This window comes from Chryseomicrobium aureum (assembly GCF_043182735.1).
GTDB classification, from domain to species: Bacteria; Bacillota; Bacilli; order Bacillales_A; family Planococcaceae; genus Chryseomicrobium; species Chryseomicrobium aureum.
On the sequence record NZ_CP171117.1, the window covers coordinates 267,078 to 283,030 of the forward strand.

The 15,953-nt window shown below is 43.0% G+C and carries 30 protein-coding genes; all 30 read left to right on the top strand.

The features are described 5' to 3' along the window. Positions 1-255: 255 nt before the first annotated feature. The 30 genes from ACF3OH_RS01455 (at position 256) to rplQ (ending at position 15,888) form a co-directional block, all read left to right on the top strand. Complete coding sequence (locus ACF3OH_RS01455; protein WP_392455478.1) at positions 256-1,566, top strand: Na+/H+ antiporter family protein; 1,311 nt, start codon at positions 256-258, stop codon at positions 1,564-1,566. A gap of 192 nt (positions 1,567-1,758) precedes the next feature. Further along, on the top strand, positions 1,759-2,067 hold the full coding sequence (gene rpsJ / locus ACF3OH_RS01460) for a 30S ribosomal protein S10 (RefSeq protein WP_093274779.1): 309 nt from the start codon (positions 1,759-1,761) through the stop codon (positions 2,065-2,067). 45 nt (positions 2,068-2,112) lie between these two features. Further along, a complete protein-coding gene (gene rplC / locus ACF3OH_RS01465) occupies positions 2,113-2,742 on the top strand; it encodes a 50S ribosomal protein L3 (RefSeq protein ID WP_392455479.1) in 630 nt (209 codons plus the stop codon). A gap of 25 nt (positions 2,743-2,767) precedes the next feature. Continuing rightward, on the top strand, positions 2,768-3,391 hold the full coding sequence (gene rplD / locus ACF3OH_RS01470; RefSeq protein ID WP_204591492.1) for a 50S ribosomal protein L4: 624 nt from the start codon (positions 2,768-2,770) through the stop codon (positions 3,389-3,391). Next, entirely contained in the window at positions 3,391-3,675 is a 285-nt protein-coding gene (gene rplW / locus ACF3OH_RS01475) for a 50S ribosomal protein L23 (RefSeq protein ID WP_204591494.1), read from the top strand. The genes rplD and rplW overlap by 1 nt, the downstream gene beginning before the upstream one ends. 38 nt (positions 3,676-3,713) lie before the next feature. Beyond that, positions 3,714-4,544, top strand: coding sequence for a 50S ribosomal protein L2 (rplB, locus tag ACF3OH_RS01480; protein WP_204591495.1), 831 nt, complete (start codon positions 3,714-3,716; stop codon positions 4,542-4,544). A gap of 57 nt (positions 4,545-4,601) precedes the next feature. Further along, positions 4,602-4,880, top strand: coding sequence for a 30S ribosomal protein S19 (rpsS, locus tag ACF3OH_RS01485; RefSeq protein WP_204591498.1), 279 nt, complete (start codon positions 4,602-4,604; stop codon positions 4,878-4,880). 20 nt (positions 4,881-4,900) lie between these two features. Beyond that, a complete protein-coding gene (gene rplV / locus ACF3OH_RS01490; RefSeq protein ID WP_204591500.1) occupies positions 4,901-5,245 on the top strand; it encodes a 50S ribosomal protein L22 in 345 nt (114 codons plus the stop codon). 3 nt (positions 5,246-5,248) lie between these two features. Continuing rightward, complete coding sequence (rpsC, locus tag ACF3OH_RS01495; protein ID WP_204591502.1) at positions 5,249-5,905, top strand: 30S ribosomal protein S3; 657 nt, start codon at positions 5,249-5,251, stop codon at positions 5,903-5,905. 1 nt (position 5,906) lies between these two features. After that, positions 5,907-6,341: a 50S ribosomal protein L16 gene (gene rplP / locus ACF3OH_RS01500; RefSeq protein WP_204591504.1), complete on the top strand. Its 435-nt coding sequence runs from the start codon at positions 5,907-5,909 to the stop codon at positions 6,339-6,341. Then, a complete protein-coding gene (gene rpmC, locus ACF3OH_RS01505) occupies positions 6,331-6,531 on the top strand; it encodes a 50S ribosomal protein L29 (RefSeq protein ID WP_053591325.1) in 201 nt (66 codons plus the stop codon). Before rplP ends, rpmC begins: the two co-directional genes overlap by 11 nt. Before the next feature lie 18 nt (positions 6,532-6,549). Beyond that, a complete protein-coding gene (gene rpsQ / locus ACF3OH_RS01510; RefSeq protein WP_204591506.1) occupies positions 6,550-6,813 on the top strand; it encodes a 30S ribosomal protein S17 in 264 nt (87 codons plus the stop codon). Positions 6,814-6,855: 42 nt separating this feature from the next. Then, positions 6,856-7,224, top strand: a complete 369-nt coding sequence (rplN, locus tag ACF3OH_RS01515) for a 50S ribosomal protein L14 (protein WP_204591508.1) — start codon at positions 6,856-6,858, stop codon at positions 7,222-7,224. Positions 7,225-7,259: 35 nt separating this feature from the next. Beyond that, the gene (rplX, locus tag ACF3OH_RS01520; RefSeq protein WP_204591510.1) at positions 7,260-7,568 is read left to right on the top strand and encodes a 50S ribosomal protein L24; all 309 of its coding nucleotides are present in this window, start codon (positions 7,260-7,262) and stop codon (positions 7,566-7,568) included. Between the two features lie 26 nt (positions 7,569-7,594). Continuing rightward, a complete protein-coding gene (gene rplE, locus ACF3OH_RS01525; protein ID WP_204591512.1) occupies positions 7,595-8,134 on the top strand; it encodes a 50S ribosomal protein L5 in 540 nt (179 codons plus the stop codon). Between the two features lie 19 nt (positions 8,135-8,153). Continuing rightward, positions 8,154-8,339: a type Z 30S ribosomal protein S14 gene (locus ACF3OH_RS01530; RefSeq protein ID WP_094942199.1), complete on the top strand. Its 186-nt coding sequence runs from the start codon at positions 8,154-8,156 to the stop codon at positions 8,337-8,339. 29 nt (positions 8,340-8,368) lie between these two features. Continuing rightward, positions 8,369-8,767: a 30S ribosomal protein S8 gene (rpsH, locus tag ACF3OH_RS01535; RefSeq protein ID WP_204591514.1), complete on the top strand. Its 399-nt coding sequence runs from the start codon at positions 8,369-8,371 to the stop codon at positions 8,765-8,767. 30 nt (positions 8,768-8,797) lie between these two features. Next, complete coding sequence (gene rplF / locus ACF3OH_RS01540; RefSeq protein ID WP_204591516.1) at positions 8,798-9,337, top strand: 50S ribosomal protein L6; 540 nt, start codon at positions 8,798-8,800, stop codon at positions 9,335-9,337. Positions 9,338-9,368: 31 nt separating this feature from the next. After that, entirely contained in the window at positions 9,369-9,728 is a 360-nt protein-coding gene (rplR, locus tag ACF3OH_RS01545) for a 50S ribosomal protein L18 (RefSeq protein ID WP_204591518.1), read from the top strand. A gap of 21 nt (positions 9,729-9,749) precedes the next feature. Next, positions 9,750-10,250 (top strand): 30S ribosomal protein S5, encoded by a 501-nt coding sequence (rpsE, locus tag ACF3OH_RS01550; RefSeq protein WP_204591521.1) that lies wholly within the window; start codon positions 9,750-9,752, stop codon positions 10,248-10,250. A gap of 14 nt (positions 10,251-10,264) precedes the next feature. Next, positions 10,265-10,447 carry a 50S ribosomal protein L30 gene (gene rpmD / locus ACF3OH_RS01555; RefSeq protein ID WP_204591523.1) on the top strand — a complete coding sequence of 61 codons (183 nt, stop codon included), beginning with the start codon at positions 10,265-10,267 and terminating at the stop codon, positions 10,445-10,447. Between the two features lie 34 nt (positions 10,448-10,481). Beyond that, a complete protein-coding gene (gene rplO / locus ACF3OH_RS01560) occupies positions 10,482-10,922 on the top strand; it encodes a 50S ribosomal protein L15 (RefSeq protein WP_100354151.1) in 441 nt (146 codons plus the stop codon). Beyond that, positions 10,922-12,214, top strand: coding sequence for a preprotein translocase subunit SecY (gene secY, locus ACF3OH_RS01565; protein WP_204591524.1), 1,293 nt, complete (start codon positions 10,922-10,924; stop codon positions 12,212-12,214). Before rplO ends, secY begins: the two co-directional genes overlap by 1 nt. 63 nt (positions 12,215-12,277) lie before the next feature. Continuing rightward, positions 12,278-12,931 (top strand): adenylate kinase, encoded by a 654-nt coding sequence (locus tag ACF3OH_RS01570; RefSeq protein WP_204591526.1) that lies wholly within the window; start codon positions 12,278-12,280, stop codon positions 12,929-12,931. A 306-nt stretch (positions 12,932-13,237) separates the two neighbouring features. After that, on the top strand, positions 13,238-13,456 hold the full coding sequence (gene infA / locus ACF3OH_RS01575; protein ID WP_016429904.1) for a translation initiation factor IF-1: 219 nt from the start codon (positions 13,238-13,240) through the stop codon (positions 13,454-13,456). A 37-nt stretch (positions 13,457-13,493) separates the two neighbouring features. Continuing rightward, positions 13,494-13,607 carry a 50S ribosomal protein L36 gene (gene rpmJ, locus ACF3OH_RS01580; protein ID WP_204591528.1) on the top strand — a complete coding sequence of 38 codons (114 nt, stop codon included), beginning with the start codon at positions 13,494-13,496 and terminating at the stop codon, positions 13,605-13,607. An 18-nt stretch (positions 13,608-13,625) separates the two neighbouring features. Next, positions 13,626-13,991, top strand: coding sequence for a 30S ribosomal protein S13 (rpsM, locus tag ACF3OH_RS01585; protein WP_204591530.1), 366 nt, complete (start codon positions 13,626-13,628; stop codon positions 13,989-13,991). 25 nt (positions 13,992-14,016) lie between these two features. Beyond that, positions 14,017-14,406 (top strand): 30S ribosomal protein S11, encoded by a 390-nt coding sequence (gene rpsK, locus ACF3OH_RS01590; RefSeq protein ID WP_094942188.1) that lies wholly within the window; start codon positions 14,017-14,019, stop codon positions 14,404-14,406. A gap of 103 nt (positions 14,407-14,509) precedes the next feature. Next, positions 14,510-15,454 (top strand): DNA-directed RNA polymerase subunit alpha, encoded by a 945-nt coding sequence (locus ACF3OH_RS01595; RefSeq protein WP_204591532.1) that lies wholly within the window; start codon positions 14,510-14,512, stop codon positions 15,452-15,454. A 53-nt stretch (positions 15,455-15,507) separates the two neighbouring features. Further along, the gene (gene rplQ / locus ACF3OH_RS01600; protein WP_392455481.1) at positions 15,508-15,888 is read left to right on the top strand and encodes a 50S ribosomal protein L17; all 381 of its coding nucleotides are present in this window, start codon (positions 15,508-15,510) and stop codon (positions 15,886-15,888) included. Positions 15,889-15,953: the final 65 nt, after the last annotated feature.

Consider the following 15,953-nt stretch of genomic DNA (forward strand, 5'->3'; position numbering starts at 1 on the left):
CGAAGGTTATTCGCGGTTGTTTGGCAATTGTGTCGGGAGTTTCAAAGCCTAGTTTCACTGATTCACCGGTTCCTCATATTATGGAAACTAAATCGCTCCCACTAGCAATCATGAAACACCTTCCGGCCTTGATCACACATGTTGACACTCCAAAAAGCGCATGCTATTATAACACTTGTTAACTTTAACGCTCTACTTGTTTAGCAGAGTAAAGTATTCACGCAGAAACAATGAAATTAGAAATGAGGAATTTGAATGAATGCAGTACTGATAGCGGTACTCATCATGCTAGTACTAAGTTTACTACGCGTGAATGTAGTCGTCGCTTTATTAATAGGCGCATTGTCTGGAGGCCTGATTGCAGGTCTTTCTATAGAAGCTACACTAACAGCAATTACGGAGGGTCTTGGAAACGGTGCGACGATTGCACTGAGTTATGCGTTACTGGGAGGATTCGCAGTTGCTATCTCGCGCACGGGGTTGCCACTCTGGCTCGTCGACAAATTGATAGATTCAACTAAACAATCAAAGTCAGGAAGCTTTGCTTCAATCAAATGGTTTTTACTTGCAGCGATTCTACTCATGTCCATCGCTTCGCAAAACGTCATCCCGATTCATATCGCGTTTATTCCATTGTTGATTCCACCATTACTCCCCCTTTTTAACAAAATGAATTTGGATCGTCGTTTAGTTGCAGCTATTTTGACATTTGGTTTAACGGCACCGTATATCTTATTACCATACGGATTCGGAGCCATCTTCCACGGAATCATTGCGGAACAGATGGAGCTCGCTGGAATGGCAATTGATCAGTCAGATATTCCGACTGCGATGTTGATCCCGACAGCAGGACTTATCGTTGGATTGTTCATCGCAGTATTCGTTACGTACCGAAAAGAACGGGCATATCACCAGTCTGCTGAGATTGAAGTAGCACGTGCCAATGTGACGCCACTTACGATTGTGTTTACAATTTTAGCGCTCGCTGCAGCACTCGCAGGTCAGCTACTCACAGAAAGCATGATTATCGGAGCGCTCGCAGGTATTGCTGTACTGTTTGCTACACGTGCCGTTCGTTGGTCTGAATCAGATCGTGTTCTAATAGAAGGAATGCAGATGATGGCGTTCATCGGATTCGTCATGTTAGCAGCTAATGGCTTTGCGGAAGTTATGAAAGCTACAGGAGATGTGGAAACATTAGTAGAAGGGACAACAAACGTCATTGGCAACAATCAAGGACTCGCTGCCTTACTAATGCTTGTCGTTGGTCTGTTAGTGACACTTGGAATTGGTTCATCGTTTGCAACGATCCCAATCATCGCCACATTGTTTGTTCCGTTTGCGATGCAAGTAGGATTTAGTCCGATGGCAATCATCGCACTGATCGGAACAGCGGGCGCACTTGGAGATGCCGGCTCGCCAGCGTCTGACTCGACGCTTGGCCCGACATCAGGATTGAATGCGGACGGTCAGCACAATCATATCTGGGATACGACGGTGCCGACGTTCATTCACTACAACATTCCCCTCATAATTTTTGGGTGGATTGCAGCAATGATTTTATAACAAAAAGAATTTAAAAAAGAATTCGCTAAAACACTTGCGGATTCTTTTTTTTTTCGTTATAATGTTGAATGTTGGTCTTTGACTGCGATGAAGCGAGAGGTTACCGACACACCCGGCCGCTTTGCCATGGCGCGTGCGTTGGAAAATTTTCGTGGAGAATGTCTAGTAAATAGGCGAAAAGGAGGGAAAGTAATGGCAAAACAAAAAATTCGTATCCGTTTAAAAGCGTATGATCACAGAATTCTAGATCAGTCTGCTGAGAAAATCGTAGAAACTGCGAAACGTTCAGGTGCTAGTGTATCAGGTCCGATCCCACTTCCAACTGAGAAGTCGACGTACACAATCTTGCGTGCTGTTCACAAGTACAAAGATTCTCGTGAGCAATTCGAAATGCGTACGCATAAACGTCTGATCGATATCGTTAACCCAACACCACAAACTGTTGACGCGTTAATGAAGCTTGATTTACCATCTGGCGTTGATATCGAAATCAAACTTTAATAGGTAAAAAATAAACTAACAAACAATTAACAGGAGGTGTGACGAATGACCAAAGGAATCTTAGGTAGAAAAATCGGTATGACGCAAGTATTTGCTGAGAACGGTGATCTTATCCCAGTAACAGTTATCGAAGCAACACCAAACGTAGTGCTTCAAAAGAAAACTGTTGACACGGATGGCTACGAATCAATTCAGTTAGGTTTTGAAGATAAGCGCGAAAAGCTTTCTAACAAACCAGCTAAAGGACACGTAGCAAAAGCGGACACTGCTCCTAAGCGCTTCATCCGCGAGTTCCGCGGACTTAATACTGCTGATTACGAGGTTGGTCAAGTAGTCAATGTAGAAAGTTTCGCTGAAGGCGATGTAATCGATGTAACAGGTGTTTCAAAAGGTAAAGGTTTCCAGGGTGTAATTAAACGCCACGGACAATCTCGCGGCCCAATGTCTCACGGTTCTCGTTACCACCGTCGTCCGGGTTCAATGGGTCCAGTTGCTCCGAACCGTGTATTCAAACAAAAGAAATTACCTGGTCAAATGGGTGGACACACAGTAACAATCCAAAACCTAGAAGTGGTTAAGATTGATGCTGAGCGTAACCTACTATTAGTAAAAGGTAATGTTCCTGGTTCTCGTAAATCATTAGTAGTTGTGAAAGCGGCTATTAAATCGAAATAATCTTTGAAGAAAGGAGGAAACAGGAATGGCAAAAGTTAAAGTTTTAAACGTAACAGGTTCTGAAGTAGGCGAGATCGAATTAAACGATAGCGTGTTCGGAATCGAACCAAACGAAGCGGTACTTTTTGAAGCTATCATTGCACAACGTGCTTCTCTACGCCAAGGTAACCACAAAGTGAAAGGTCGCTCTGAGGTTGCAGGTGGTGGACGTAAGCCATGGCGCCAAAAAGGTACAGGCCGTGCTCGTCAAGGTTCTATCCGCTCTCCACAATGGCGTGGTGGTGGTATCGTATTCGGTCCAGTTCCACGTAGCTACAGCTACAAACTACCGAAGAAAGTTCGTCGCTTAGCTCTTCTTTCAGCGTTATCTTCTAAGGTTCGCGAAGAAAGCTTGCTAGTAGTGGATGCATTATCATTTGATGCACCAAAAACAAAAGACTTCGTTCAAGTATTGAAAGATCTTTCAATCGCGAAAAAAGCTCTTGTTGTAACAGCTGACCTAGATGAGAACGTTGCATTATCTGCACGTAACATCGCAGGCATCACAGTTGTTTCTGCTTCTGGAATTAACGTTCTTGACCTAGTGGGTCACGATCAGTTAATCATGACAAAAGCAGCTGTAGAAAAAGTGGAGGAGGTGCTTGGATAATGGAAGCACGTGATATTATTAAACGTCCGGTCATTACCGAGCGTTCTTCTGAACTAATGGGCGAGAAAAAGTACACTTTCGAAGTGGACACTCGCGCTACAAAAACAAACGTGAAAAGCGCAGTAGAAGAAATCTTTGGTGTTGAAGTTGCGAAAGTAAACATCATGAACTACAAAGGTAAATTCAAGCGCGTTGGCCGTTTCGGCGGATTCACAAACAAACGTCGTAAAGCAATCGTTACTTTAACAGTCGATAGCAAAGAAATCGAATTATTCGAGATCTAATCTTATAGAAGAGTTAAAACCATGAAGGAGGGAAAAACATGGCGATTAGAAAGTATAAACCGACCACAAACGGACGTCGTAACATGACTAGTCTTGATTATGCTGAAATCACAACTAACAAGCCTGAGAAATCATTGCTTGCTCCTGTGAAGCGTAAAGGCGGCCGTAACAACCAAGGTAAAATTACTGTTCGTCATCACGGTGGCGGTCACAAGCGTCAATACCGTATCATCGATTTCAAACGCAACAAAGATGGCATTCCAGGCCGCGTTGCTACAATCGAGTATGATCCAAACCGCTCAGCGAATATCGCTTTAATCAACTATGTTGATGGAGAAAAACGTTACATCTTAGCACCAAAAGGATTAGTAGTAGGTATGGAAATCGTATCTGGACCAGAATCGGATATTAAAGTAGGTAACGCGTTACCACTTGAAAACATCCCAATGGGTTCTACAATCCACAACATCGAAATGAAACCTGGTAAAGGTGGACAGCTAGTACGTTCTGCTGGTACATCTGCACAAGTTTTAGGTCGTGAAGGTAAGTACGTAATCGTACGTCTTCAATCTGGTGAAGTTCGCCTTATCCTAGGTGTTTGCCGTGCAACAATCGGTGAAGTAGGAAACGAACAACACGAACTAGTAAACATCGGTAAAGCAGGTCGTTCACGCTGGTTAGGTAAACGCCCAACTGTACGTGGATCTGTAATGAACCCGAACGATCACCCACACGGTGGTGGTGAAGGTCGTACACCAATCGGACGTAAGTCTCCAATGTCTCCATGGGGTAAACCAACTCTAGGAGCGAAGACACGTAAGAAGAAAAACAAATCCGACAAAATGATCATTCGTCGTCGTAAAAAATAAAGTGGTTAAACTGCGGTTCGTAGGAGCCGTAGTGGAATCACTAAGGGAGGTTCCAAAATGGGTCGTAGCTTGAAAAAAGGACCTTTTGTAGACGATCACTTAATGAAAAAAGTGGAAGCTCAAAAGGACAATGAGAAAAAGTCTGTCATCAAAACTTGGTCTCGTCGCTCTACAATTTTCCCAACATTTATCGGTCAAACGATTGCAGTCTACGATGGTCGTAAACACGTGCCTGTATACGTAACTGAAGATATGGTTGGACACAAATTAGGCGAGTTCGCACCAACACGTGCTTATAAAGGTCACGGTGCTGACGATAAGAAAACAAGACGCTAATTGAGAGGAGGTAACACCACATGGCACAAGCTAAAGCTATTGCTAGAACAGTGCGCATTGCTCCTCGTAAAGTACGATTAGTCGTTGATTTGATCCGAGGCAAGCAAGTTGGCGAAGCTGTTGCAATTTTAAACCACACACCACGTTCTGCTTCACCGGTTGTTGAAAAGCTATTGAAATCAGCTATCGCAAACGCTGAGCACAACTATGATTTAGATATTAACAGCTTAGTAGTATCTGAGGTCTTCGTTGATGAAGGTCCAACATTAAAACGTTTCCGTCCACGTGCACAAGGTCGTGCGAGTGCGATTAACAAACGTACTAGCCACATCACTTTAGTGGTATCTGAGAAGAAGGAGGGATAATTCGTGGGTCAAAAAGTACATCCAATAGGGTTACGCGTAGGTATCATTCGTGACTGGGAATCAAAATGGTTCGCAGAGAAGGATTACGCTACACTCTTACACGAAGATTTAAAAATTCGTCAATTCATCGACACACGTCTAAAAGACGCGTCAGTTTCTAAAGTAGAAATCGAGCGTGCTGCAAAACGTGTTAACATTACAATTCACACTGCGAAACCAGGTATGGTAATCGGTAAAGGTGGTACAGAAGTTGAAGCTGTACGTAAATCTTTAAACGACTTAACTGGCAAGCGTGTACACATCAACATCGTTGAAATCAAACGCGCGGATCTGGATGCGAAATTAGTAGCTGAAGGAATTGCACGCCAACTTGAAGGCCGTGTATCTTTCCGTCGTGCACAAAAACAAGCTATTCAACGCACAATGCGTTCTGGCGCTAAAGGGATCAAAACACAAGTTTCTGGTCGTCTTGGTGGAGCTGACATCGCACGTGCTGAACATTACAGCGAAGGTACTGTTCCACTTCATACACTTCGTGCAGATATCGACTACGCACACGCTGAAGCTGACACAACTTACGGGAAGCTAGGCGTTAAAGTATGGATCTATCGTGGAGAAGTCCTTCCGACTAAGAAGAACTCTGAGGAAGGAGGCAACTAATATGTTAATGCCTAAACGCGTTAAATACCGTCGTCAACACCGTGGAAAAATGCGCGGACAAGCAAAAGGCGGTACAGAAGTAACATTTGGTGAATTTGGCCTTCAGTCAACTGAAGCAAGCTGGATCACAAGCCGTCAGATTGAGTCTGCACGTATTGCAATGACACGTTACATGAAACGTGGCGGTAAAGTTTGGATTAAAATTTTCCCGCACAAACCATATACGAAAAAGCCTCTTGAGGTACGTATGGGTTCTGGTAAGGGAGCACCTGAAGGCTGGGTTGCTGTCGTTAAGCCAGGAAAAATCATGTTTGAAATTGCAGGAGTATCTGAAGAGGTAGCACGCGAAGCACTTCGTCTTGCATCTCACAAGTTGCCTGTAAAATGTAAAGTAGTTAAACGTCAAGAAATTGGTGGTGAATCTAATGAAAGCTAATGACATCCGTGAACTTACTACAGCTGAGATCGAACAAAAGGTAAAATCACTGAAAGAAGAGCTTTTCAACCTTCGCTTCCAATTGGCGACTGGTCAATTAGAAAACACAGCTCGCATTCGTGAAGTCCGCAAAGCGATTGCACGTATGAAAACTGTGATTCGCGAAAGAGAAATCAGTGCAAACAACTGATAAAGGAGGTTTTCAAGCATGACTGAGCGTAACCAACGCAAAGTATATACAGGCCGTGTTGTTTCAGACAAAATGGACAAAACTGTAACTGTTTTAGTTGAAACTTACAAGACACACAAACTATACGGCAAGCGTGTAAAATATTCTAAGAAATTTAAAGCACATGATGAAATGAACGAAGCTCAAGTAGGAGATATCGTACGCATCATGGAAACTCGCCCGCTGTCAGCTACAAAACGTTTCCGTTTACTGGAAGTTGTAGAAAAAGCGGTTATTATCTAATCATAATTCGGAACTATTTATTTCCGGAAGGAGGTAACCTAAATGATCCAACAAGAGAGTCGTATGAAAGTTGCTGACAACTCAGGAGCACGTGAAGTTTTAACTATTAAAGTTCTTGGTGGTACTGGACGTAAGACTGCTAACATCGGCGATATCGTCGTATGTACAGTTAAGAAAGCAACACCAGGTGGCGTTGTTAAGAAGGGTGACGTAGTTAGAGCGGTAATCGTTCGCACGAAAAGCGGAGTTCGCCGTAAAGACGGTACGTACATCAAATTTGATGAGAACGCTTGTGTCATCATCAAAGACGACAAAGGACCTCGTGGAACTCGTATTTTCGGACCAGTTGCACGTGAACTACGTGACAGCAATTTCATGAAAATCGTATCTTTAGCTCCAGAAGTTCTTTAATTACGAGATAGTGCCAATCAAGGAGGTGCGACAGAATGCATGTAAAAAAAGGCGATAAAGTCATGGTAATCTCAGGGAAAGATAAAGGGAAAACAGGTGTGATCCTTTCAGCGTTTCCTAAGAAAGACCGCGTGCTAGTTGAAGGTGTAAACATCGTCAAAAAGCACACTAAGCCAAACCAAGCAAATCCACAAGGTGGAATTGTAGAACAAGAAGCTGCCATTCACGTATCGAATGTTATGTTGATTGACCCTAAAACAGGGGAACCAACTCGCGTAGGGTACAAAGTGGAAGACGGTAAAAAAGTTCGTGTTGCCAAAAAATCTGGTGAAATTCTTAAATAAGCAAAATGAAGAAGGGAGGTACACACATGAACCGCCTAAAAGAAAAGTTTGTTAACGAAGTTACTCCTGCTCTTATGAGCAAGTTCGAATATACATCTGTTATGCAAGTACCAAAAGTAGACAAGATCGTAATCAACATGGGTGTGGGCGACGCTGTCCAAAACACTAAATCACTTGATGCTGCTGTTGAAGAGTTGCAAACAATCGCTGGTCAAAAGCCAGTTATCACTAAAGCTAAAAAATCTATCGCCGGCTTCCGTCTTCGTGAAGGTATGCCAATCGGTGCGAAAGTTACATTACGCGGTGAGCGTATGTATGACTTCTTGGATAAATTAATCTCAATCTCACTTCCACGTGTACGTGACTTCCGCGGTGTTTCTAAAAAAGCATTCGACGGTCGCGGTAACTACACTCTAGGTGTTAAAGAGCAATTAATCTTCCCTGAAATCGATTATGATAAAGTATCTAAAGTCCGCGGTATGGACATCGTAATTGTAACAACTGCGAACTCTGATGAAGAAGCTCGCGAGTTATTGACACAATTCGGTATGCCATTCCAAAAGTAAATAATAGGGAGGCGAAATCGTGGCTAAAAAATCAATGATCGCTAAACAAAAACGTACGCCAAAACATCCAGTGCAAGCCTACACACGCTGTGAGCGTTGTGGACGTCCGCACTCTGTATATCGTAAATTCAAGCTTTGCCGTATTTGTTTCCGTGAGTTAGCTTACAAAGGACAAATTCCAGGCGTTAAAAAAGCAAGCTGGTAATCCCCTAAACTGGGAAGGAGGTAAATGTAATGACAATGTCAGATCCAATTGCAGATATGCTGACTCGCATTCGTAATGCGAATATGGTTCGTCACGAGAAACTAGAAGTGCCTGCTTCAAACTTGAAGAAGGAAATCGCTGAAATCCTAAAGCGTGAAGGTTTCGTCCGTGATGTAGAGTATGTAGAAGATAGCAAACAAGGTATCATCCGTATCTTCTTGAAATACGGTCAAAATAACGAACGTGTTATCACTGGCTTAAAACGTATTTCTAAACCAGGTCTTCGCGTTTACGCGAAAACTAGCGATGTTCCTAAAGTACTTAACGGTCTTGGGATCGCATTAATTTCAACTTCACAAGGTCTTGTAACTGATAAAGAAGCTCGTGCTAAACAAGTTGGCGGAGAAGTCGTCGCTTACGTTTGGTAATCCGTAACAAATGAATGGAGGTGCAACAGCATGTCTCGCGTAGGTAAAAAAGTTATTGAAGTACCAGCTAACGTTACCCTGACAATTGCAGATGACAACACTGTCACTGTAAAAGGTCCTAAAGGTGAGTTAACTCGTACGTTCAACCAAGATATGAAAATCGAACAAGAAGGCAACACACTTTCAGTAGTGCGTCCGTCTGAGTCGAAAGAACATCGTACAGTCCACGGAACAACACGTGCGTTACTAGCTAACATGGTCACTGGTGTTTCTGAAGGATTTACACGCAGTCTTGAATTAGTTGGGGTAGGTTACCGTGCACAATTACAAGGTAAGAAACTTGTACTTAACGTAGGTTACTCTCACCCAGTTGAATTCACACCTGAAGATGGTCTTGAAATCGAAGTTCCTTCTAACACGAAGGTAATCGTTAAAGGGATCAACAAAGAACGCGTTGGAGCATTAGCTTCTAACATCCGTCAAGTACGTCCTCCAGAGCCGTATAAAGGTAAAGGAATTCGTTATGAAGGCGAAGCCGTTCGTCGTAAAGAAGGTAAAACAGGTAAATAATGCTCGTAAGCATTAGAAAGGAGTGACCACTGTGATTACGAAACAAGATAAGAATCAAGTTCGTAAGAAACGTCATGCACGTGTTCGTACAAAAATCACGGGAACTGCTGAGCGTCCACGCTTAAACGTATACCGTTCTAATCAACACATTTATGCACAATTGATTGATGATGCTTCTGGTGTAACACTAGCTAGCGCTTCAACAATGGAAAAAGACTTTGACGGTGCTACAGGTAATGTAGAAGCTGCAGCGAAAGTTGGCGAAGCAATCGCTAAACGCGCAGTAGAAAAGAACGTTACTTCTGTTGTATTTGACCGTGGAGGTTACTTATATCATGGACGCGTGAAAGCATTAGCTGATGCTGCACGTGAAAATGGCTTAGAATTTTAAGAAGAAGGAGGGAAATACATCATGCGTGCTATTGACCCAAACAAATTTGAATTCGAAGAACGCGTAGTAACAATCAACCGTGTTGCTAAAGTTGTAAAAGGTGGACGTCGTTTCCGCTTTACAGCATTAGTCGTTGTTGGTGACAAAAACGGACATGTTGGATTCGGTACTGGTAAAGCACAAGAAGTGCCAGACGCAATCCGCAAGGCTGTTGAAGACGCGAAGAAAAACTTAATCGAAGTACCAATGGTAGATGGAACTACACCTCACCAAGTGCTTGGCCACTTTGGCGCTGGTTCGATCCTAATCAAACCTGCTGCACCTGGTACAGGAGTTATCGCTGGTGGACCGGTTCGTGCTGTACTTGAGCTAGCTGGTATCACTGACATTCTTTCTAAATCACTAGGTTCTAACACACCAATCAACATGGTTCGCGCTACTGTTGAAGGTTTAACACAACTGAAGCGTGCTGAAGATGTTGCTAAGCTTCGTGGTAAATCAGTGGAAGAACTATTAGGATAAGGGGGGAATTGACAATGACAAACAAATTAGAAATCACCCTAACTAAAAGTTTGATTGGTTCAAAGCCTAACCAACGTAAAGTTGCTGAGGCACTTGGTCTTCGTAAGATGCACCAAACAGTTGAACATCAAGACAATGCTGCAATTCGTGGAATGATCACGAAAGTAGCTCACCTAGTCACAGTTAACGAGAAGTAATTCTCTGATTTTACAATTAAGGAGGTGCCACCAGTTGAAACTACATGAGTTAAAACCAGCTGAAGGTTCACGTAAAGAACGCAACCGCGTAGGTCGTGGTACAGGTTCTGGTAACGGTAAGACATCAGGTAAAGGTCACAAAGGGCAAAACGCTCGTTCTGGCGGTGGAGTACGCCCAGGATTCGAGGGTGGACAAAACCCATTGTTCCGTCGTTTACCAAAACGTGGATTTACAAACATTAACCGTAAAGAATATGCTGTAGTCAACCTAGATGCGCTTAACCGTTTCGAAGAGGGCACAGAAGTTACACCTGCTCTTCTTATTGAAACAGGTGTAGTGAGCAAAGAAAGATCTGGAATCAAGATCCTTGGTAACGGAACTCTTGATAAAAAGCTTTCTGTTCAAGCTCACAAGTTCTCTGCTTCCGCTAAAGAAGCAATCGAGAACGCAGGCGGATCTGTCGAGGTGATTTAATGTTTCAAACAATCTCTAACTTTATGCGTGTGCGAGATATTCGAAATAAAATTCTTTTCACGTTAGCAATGCTCGTCATCTTCCGTTTGGGAACGTTCGTACCAGTACCAAACGTTGATGCAGACGTGCTGCGTGCTTCTGATGAGTTAGGGATTATTGGATTCCTAAACATTTTCGGTGGGGGCGCGTTGGTAAACTTCTCTATCCTAGCGATGGGAATTATGCCATACATCACCGCATCTATCATTGTGCAATTGCTACAGATGGATGTTGTCCCGAAATTTACAGAGTGGGCAAAACAAGGAGAAGTCGGGAGACGGAAACTTGCACAATTCACTCGTTATTTCACAATCGTACTTGCGTTTATTCAAGCAATCGCTATGTCATACGGGTTCAACCAAATGTATAGTGGCCAATTGATTCAAGACGACGGCGTAATGACATATGTTGTTATCGCAATCGTATTGACTGCTGGAACAGCATTCTTGCTATGGTTAGGTGAGCAAATTACAGCTCATGGAGTGGGTAATGGAATTTCTATTATCATCTTCGCGGGTATCGTAGCTGCCATCCCAACAGCAGTAAACCAAATCTACGCTACGCAAATTGAAGGAGCGGGCGATGCCTTATTCATCAATCTTGCAATTCTCGCATTAATTTTATTGGCAATCATCGCTGTAACTGTTGGTGTTATCTACATCCAACAAGCACTTCGTAAGATTCCAATTCAATATGCAAAACGTGTAGCCGGCTCGTCATCCACTGGCGGTCAGCAAACACACTTACCATTAAAAGTTAACGCGGCGGGAGTTATCCCGGTAATCTTCGCATCTGCTTTCTTAATGGCGCCGCAATCACTTACACTGTTCTTCGGAACGAACTCGTTCACTGAAACGATGACACGTGTACTTGATTACACACAGCCGATCGGTATGGTATTGTTCGTTGGTTTGATTGTTGCCTTCACATACTTCTATGCATTCATTCAGGTGAATCCAGAGAACGTGGCAGACAACTTGAAAAAGCAAGGAGCGTACATTCCGGGGATTCGTCCAGGAAGCCAAACGCAAGATTATTTAACAAGTGTGCTTTACCGCTTAACATTTGTTGGGGCAATTTTCTTAGCAGTGATTTCAATCATGCCTTTGTTATTCATTGAATTTGCAGGTCTGCCACAAGCAGCGCAAATCGGTGGAACAAGCTTGATCATCGTTGTAGGGGTTGCACTAGAGACAATGAAACAGCTAGAGTCACAACTTGTGAAGCGTCACTATAAAGGGTTTATGAAGTAAGAGGTTGAAATGGGGACAATGTGTTCCTCTTTCGACCTATTGATGAGAGGGAGGAAAAAACGTATGAATATCGTTTTAATGGGTTTGCCAGGTGCCGGTAAAGGTACGCAAGCAGATAAAATTGTTGAGAAGTACGAAATCCCTCATATTTCTACAGGCGATATGTTCCGTGCGGCTATTAAAAACCAAACGGCATTAGGTCTTGAAGCAAAATCGTTTATGGATCAAGGTGCTTTGGTACCTGATGAAGTAACGATTGGTATCGTTCGTGAACGCTTAAGCCAACCGGATTGTGAAAAAGGATTCTTGTTAGATGGTTTCCCACGCACAGTTCCTCAAGCAGAAGCTTTGGATGCGACACTTGCTGATTTGAACAAATCAGTGGAACATGTCATCAACATTCAAGTGGAGCAAGAAGAGTTGATTAAACGTTTAACTGGTCGTCGCATTTGTAAAGAGTGTGGCACTGCTTATCACTTAGTCTTTAATCCTCCACAAGAGGAAGGCAAATGTGATAAAGATGGTGGCGAATTGTATCAACGTGCGGATGATAATCCAGAAACGGTCACCAACCGTCTGGAAGTAAATATGAAGCAAACACAGCCATTGCTCGATTTTTATAGCGACAAAGGCGTGTTGACAAATATTGATGGTCAGCAGCATATTACAAAGGTGTTTGCTGATATCGATGCTCTATTAACAAACCACCGCAAGTAACCCCGGTTCTAGTCTTCGGACGCCCGGGTGGTATGCAACAAGAAATTGTTTTTTTCGAGAGCTGCAAAAGCATATTGCGCCCGGTATACGAACGGATGGTGGGAAAGTGTACAACTGCCCATCGGAAGGGGTATAATGGGTTTCGTGGAAGCATCGATTGCTTTATGCGAAGCCTTACGAGTGTCTTTCGATCATCTCTCATGCTTTCCAGACATATGCTCTCAGCAGACGATCGTACCTGTATGAAGCAACGACAACATCGAATGGGGCTTCGGCTTGATTTGTATAAGAAGGGAGACTGGGTTGATGGCGAAAGATGATGTAATTGAAGTCGAAGGAACAGTAGTTGAGACTTTGCCAAATGCTATGTTCAAGGTAGAACTTGAAAATGGCCACACAATTTTGGCACACGTTTCTGGAAAGATCCGGATGCACTTTATTCGAATTCTTCCTGGAGACAAAGTCACAATTGAACTATCTCCTTATGATTTAACTCGCGGTCGTATTACGTACCGTTTTAAATAATCTTTTGCACTCCGGACTATTAAGGAGGTTAGGTTAGATGAAAGTGAGACCATCTGTAAAACCGATCTGCGAAAAATGTAAGATTATTCGCCGACGCGGTAAAGTAATGGTAATCTGTGAAAACCCTAAACACAAACAAAGACAAGGTTAATTTGAAGGAGGTGCACTCATGGCACGTATTGCTGGTGTTGATATTCCTCGCGATAAGCGCGTTGTAATTTCATTAACATACATTTATGGTATTGGTAAAAACACAGCTCAGAAAGTTTTAGAAGCTGCTGGCGTATCTCAAGATACTCGTGTACGCGATCTAACTGAAGATGAGCTAAACAAAATTCGTGAATCAGTCGGTGCGTTTAAAGTAGAAGGAGATCTTCGTCGTGAAATCTCTCTAAACATCAAACGTCTAATGGAAATCGGTTCATTCCGTGGTATCCGTCACCGTCGTGGTCTACCAGTTCGTGGACAAAATACGAAGAACAATGCGCGTACGCGTAAAGGTCCTCGTAAAACTGTAGCGAACAAGAAAAAATAATCGGTAAAGGAGGTTTCTTCTCAACATGGCACGTAAACAACAAACTCGTAAACGTCGTGTGAAAAAGAATATCGAGTCTGGTATTGCTCACATCCGTTCTACATTTAACAATACAATCGTTACGATTACTGACATGCAAGGAAATGCCCTTTCATGGTCAAGCGCTGGAGCACTAGGATTCCGTGGTTCACGTAAATCTACTCCATTCGCTGCACAAATGGCTGCTGAAACAGCTGCAAAGGGTTCTATGGAACACGGTTTGAAAACGTTAGAAGTAACAGTAAAAGGTCCTGGTGCTGGTCGTGAAGCTGCAATTCGTGCACTTCAAGCTGCTGGTCTAGACGTAACTGCTATTAAAGACGTAACTCCAGTTCCACATAACGGTTGCCGTCCACCAAAACGCCGTCGCGTGTAATAGGTGAAACTGCATCATTTATTGGACTGATGAAAATCAGCAACGATCGAATTCATGATGGCAAGTCCTATACATTCGATGTTTTGAGGGAGGGTAAAGTAGTATGCTGGAAATCGAAAAACCAAAGATTGAAACGATAGAAATCAGCGAAGATGCGAAATATGGCAAATTTGTTGTTGAGCCGCTAGAACGTGGGTATGGAAATACTTTGGGGAATTCACTACGCCGCATTCTTCTGTCTTCTTTACCAGGAGCTGCAGTGACTTCTATTCAAATTGATGGTGTACTTCACGAGTTCTCAACTATTGAGGGCGTTGTAGAAGATGTTGCATCTATCATTATGAACGTGAAAAAACTTGCACTTAAAATCTATTCCGATGAAGAAAAAGTCATCGAAATTGATGTCAAAGGTGAAGGGTCAGTAACTGCTGCGGATATTACGCATGACAGTGATGTTGAAATTTTGAACCCTGAACTCTATATCGCAACAATCGGCAAAAACGGACACCTTCGTATGCGTCTTTATGCAAACCGAGGCCGTGGCTATACTCCTGCTGATCAAAACAAACGTGAGGATCTTCCTATCGGCGTAATCCCGATCGACTCTATTTACACTCCAGTTTCACGCGTTAATTTTCAAGTAGAAAATACTCGTGTTGGTCAATCGACGAACTACGATAAGTTATCGCTTGATGTGTGGACAGATGGCAGCACCGGTCCAAAAGAGGCGATTTCGCTTGGAGCTAAAATCTTAACGGAGCACTTGAACATCTTTGTTGGCATGACAGATGAGGCAAAAACTGCTGAAATCATGGTCGAAAAAGAAGAAGATCAAAAAGAAAAAGTCTTGGAAATGACAATTGAAGAGCTTGATCTTTCTGTACGTTCTTACAACTGCTTGAAGCGCGCTGGAATCAACACGGTTCTAGAACTTGCGAACAAGTCAGAAGACGACATGATGAAAGTACGTAACCTTGGACGTAAGTCACTTGAAGAAGTAAAAGCGAAGTTAGATGAGCTTGGCTTAGGATTACGTAAAGAAGACTAAGCGCTAAATTTGATTCAGCTAGATAATTATTGAACTAAAGGAGGGAAACATCCATGGGTTACCGCAAACTTGGACGTACAAGTTCTCAGCGTAAAGCGATGTTACGTGACTTAACTACGGACCTAATCATCAACGAGCGTATTCAGACAACTGAAGCACGTGCGAAGGAATTACGTTCTGTAGTTGAAAAAATGATCACATTAGGAAAGCGTGGCGATCTTCATGCTCGCCGTCAAGCTGCTGCTTACATTCGCAACGAAACAGCTGTGAAAACAGATGAAGAAGGCAATGAAACATCAGTATACGCTTTATCTAAACTATTTGATGATGTAGCAGCACGCTACGCAGATCGTCAAGGTGGTTACACACGTATCATGAAAGTTGGTCCACGTCGTGGAGACGGCGCACCAGTAGTAGTGATCGAATTAGTGTAAGACAATGAGAGAGGGTTTAGGGTTCACCCAGACTCTCTCTTTTTCAAAAGATTTATACGACAATT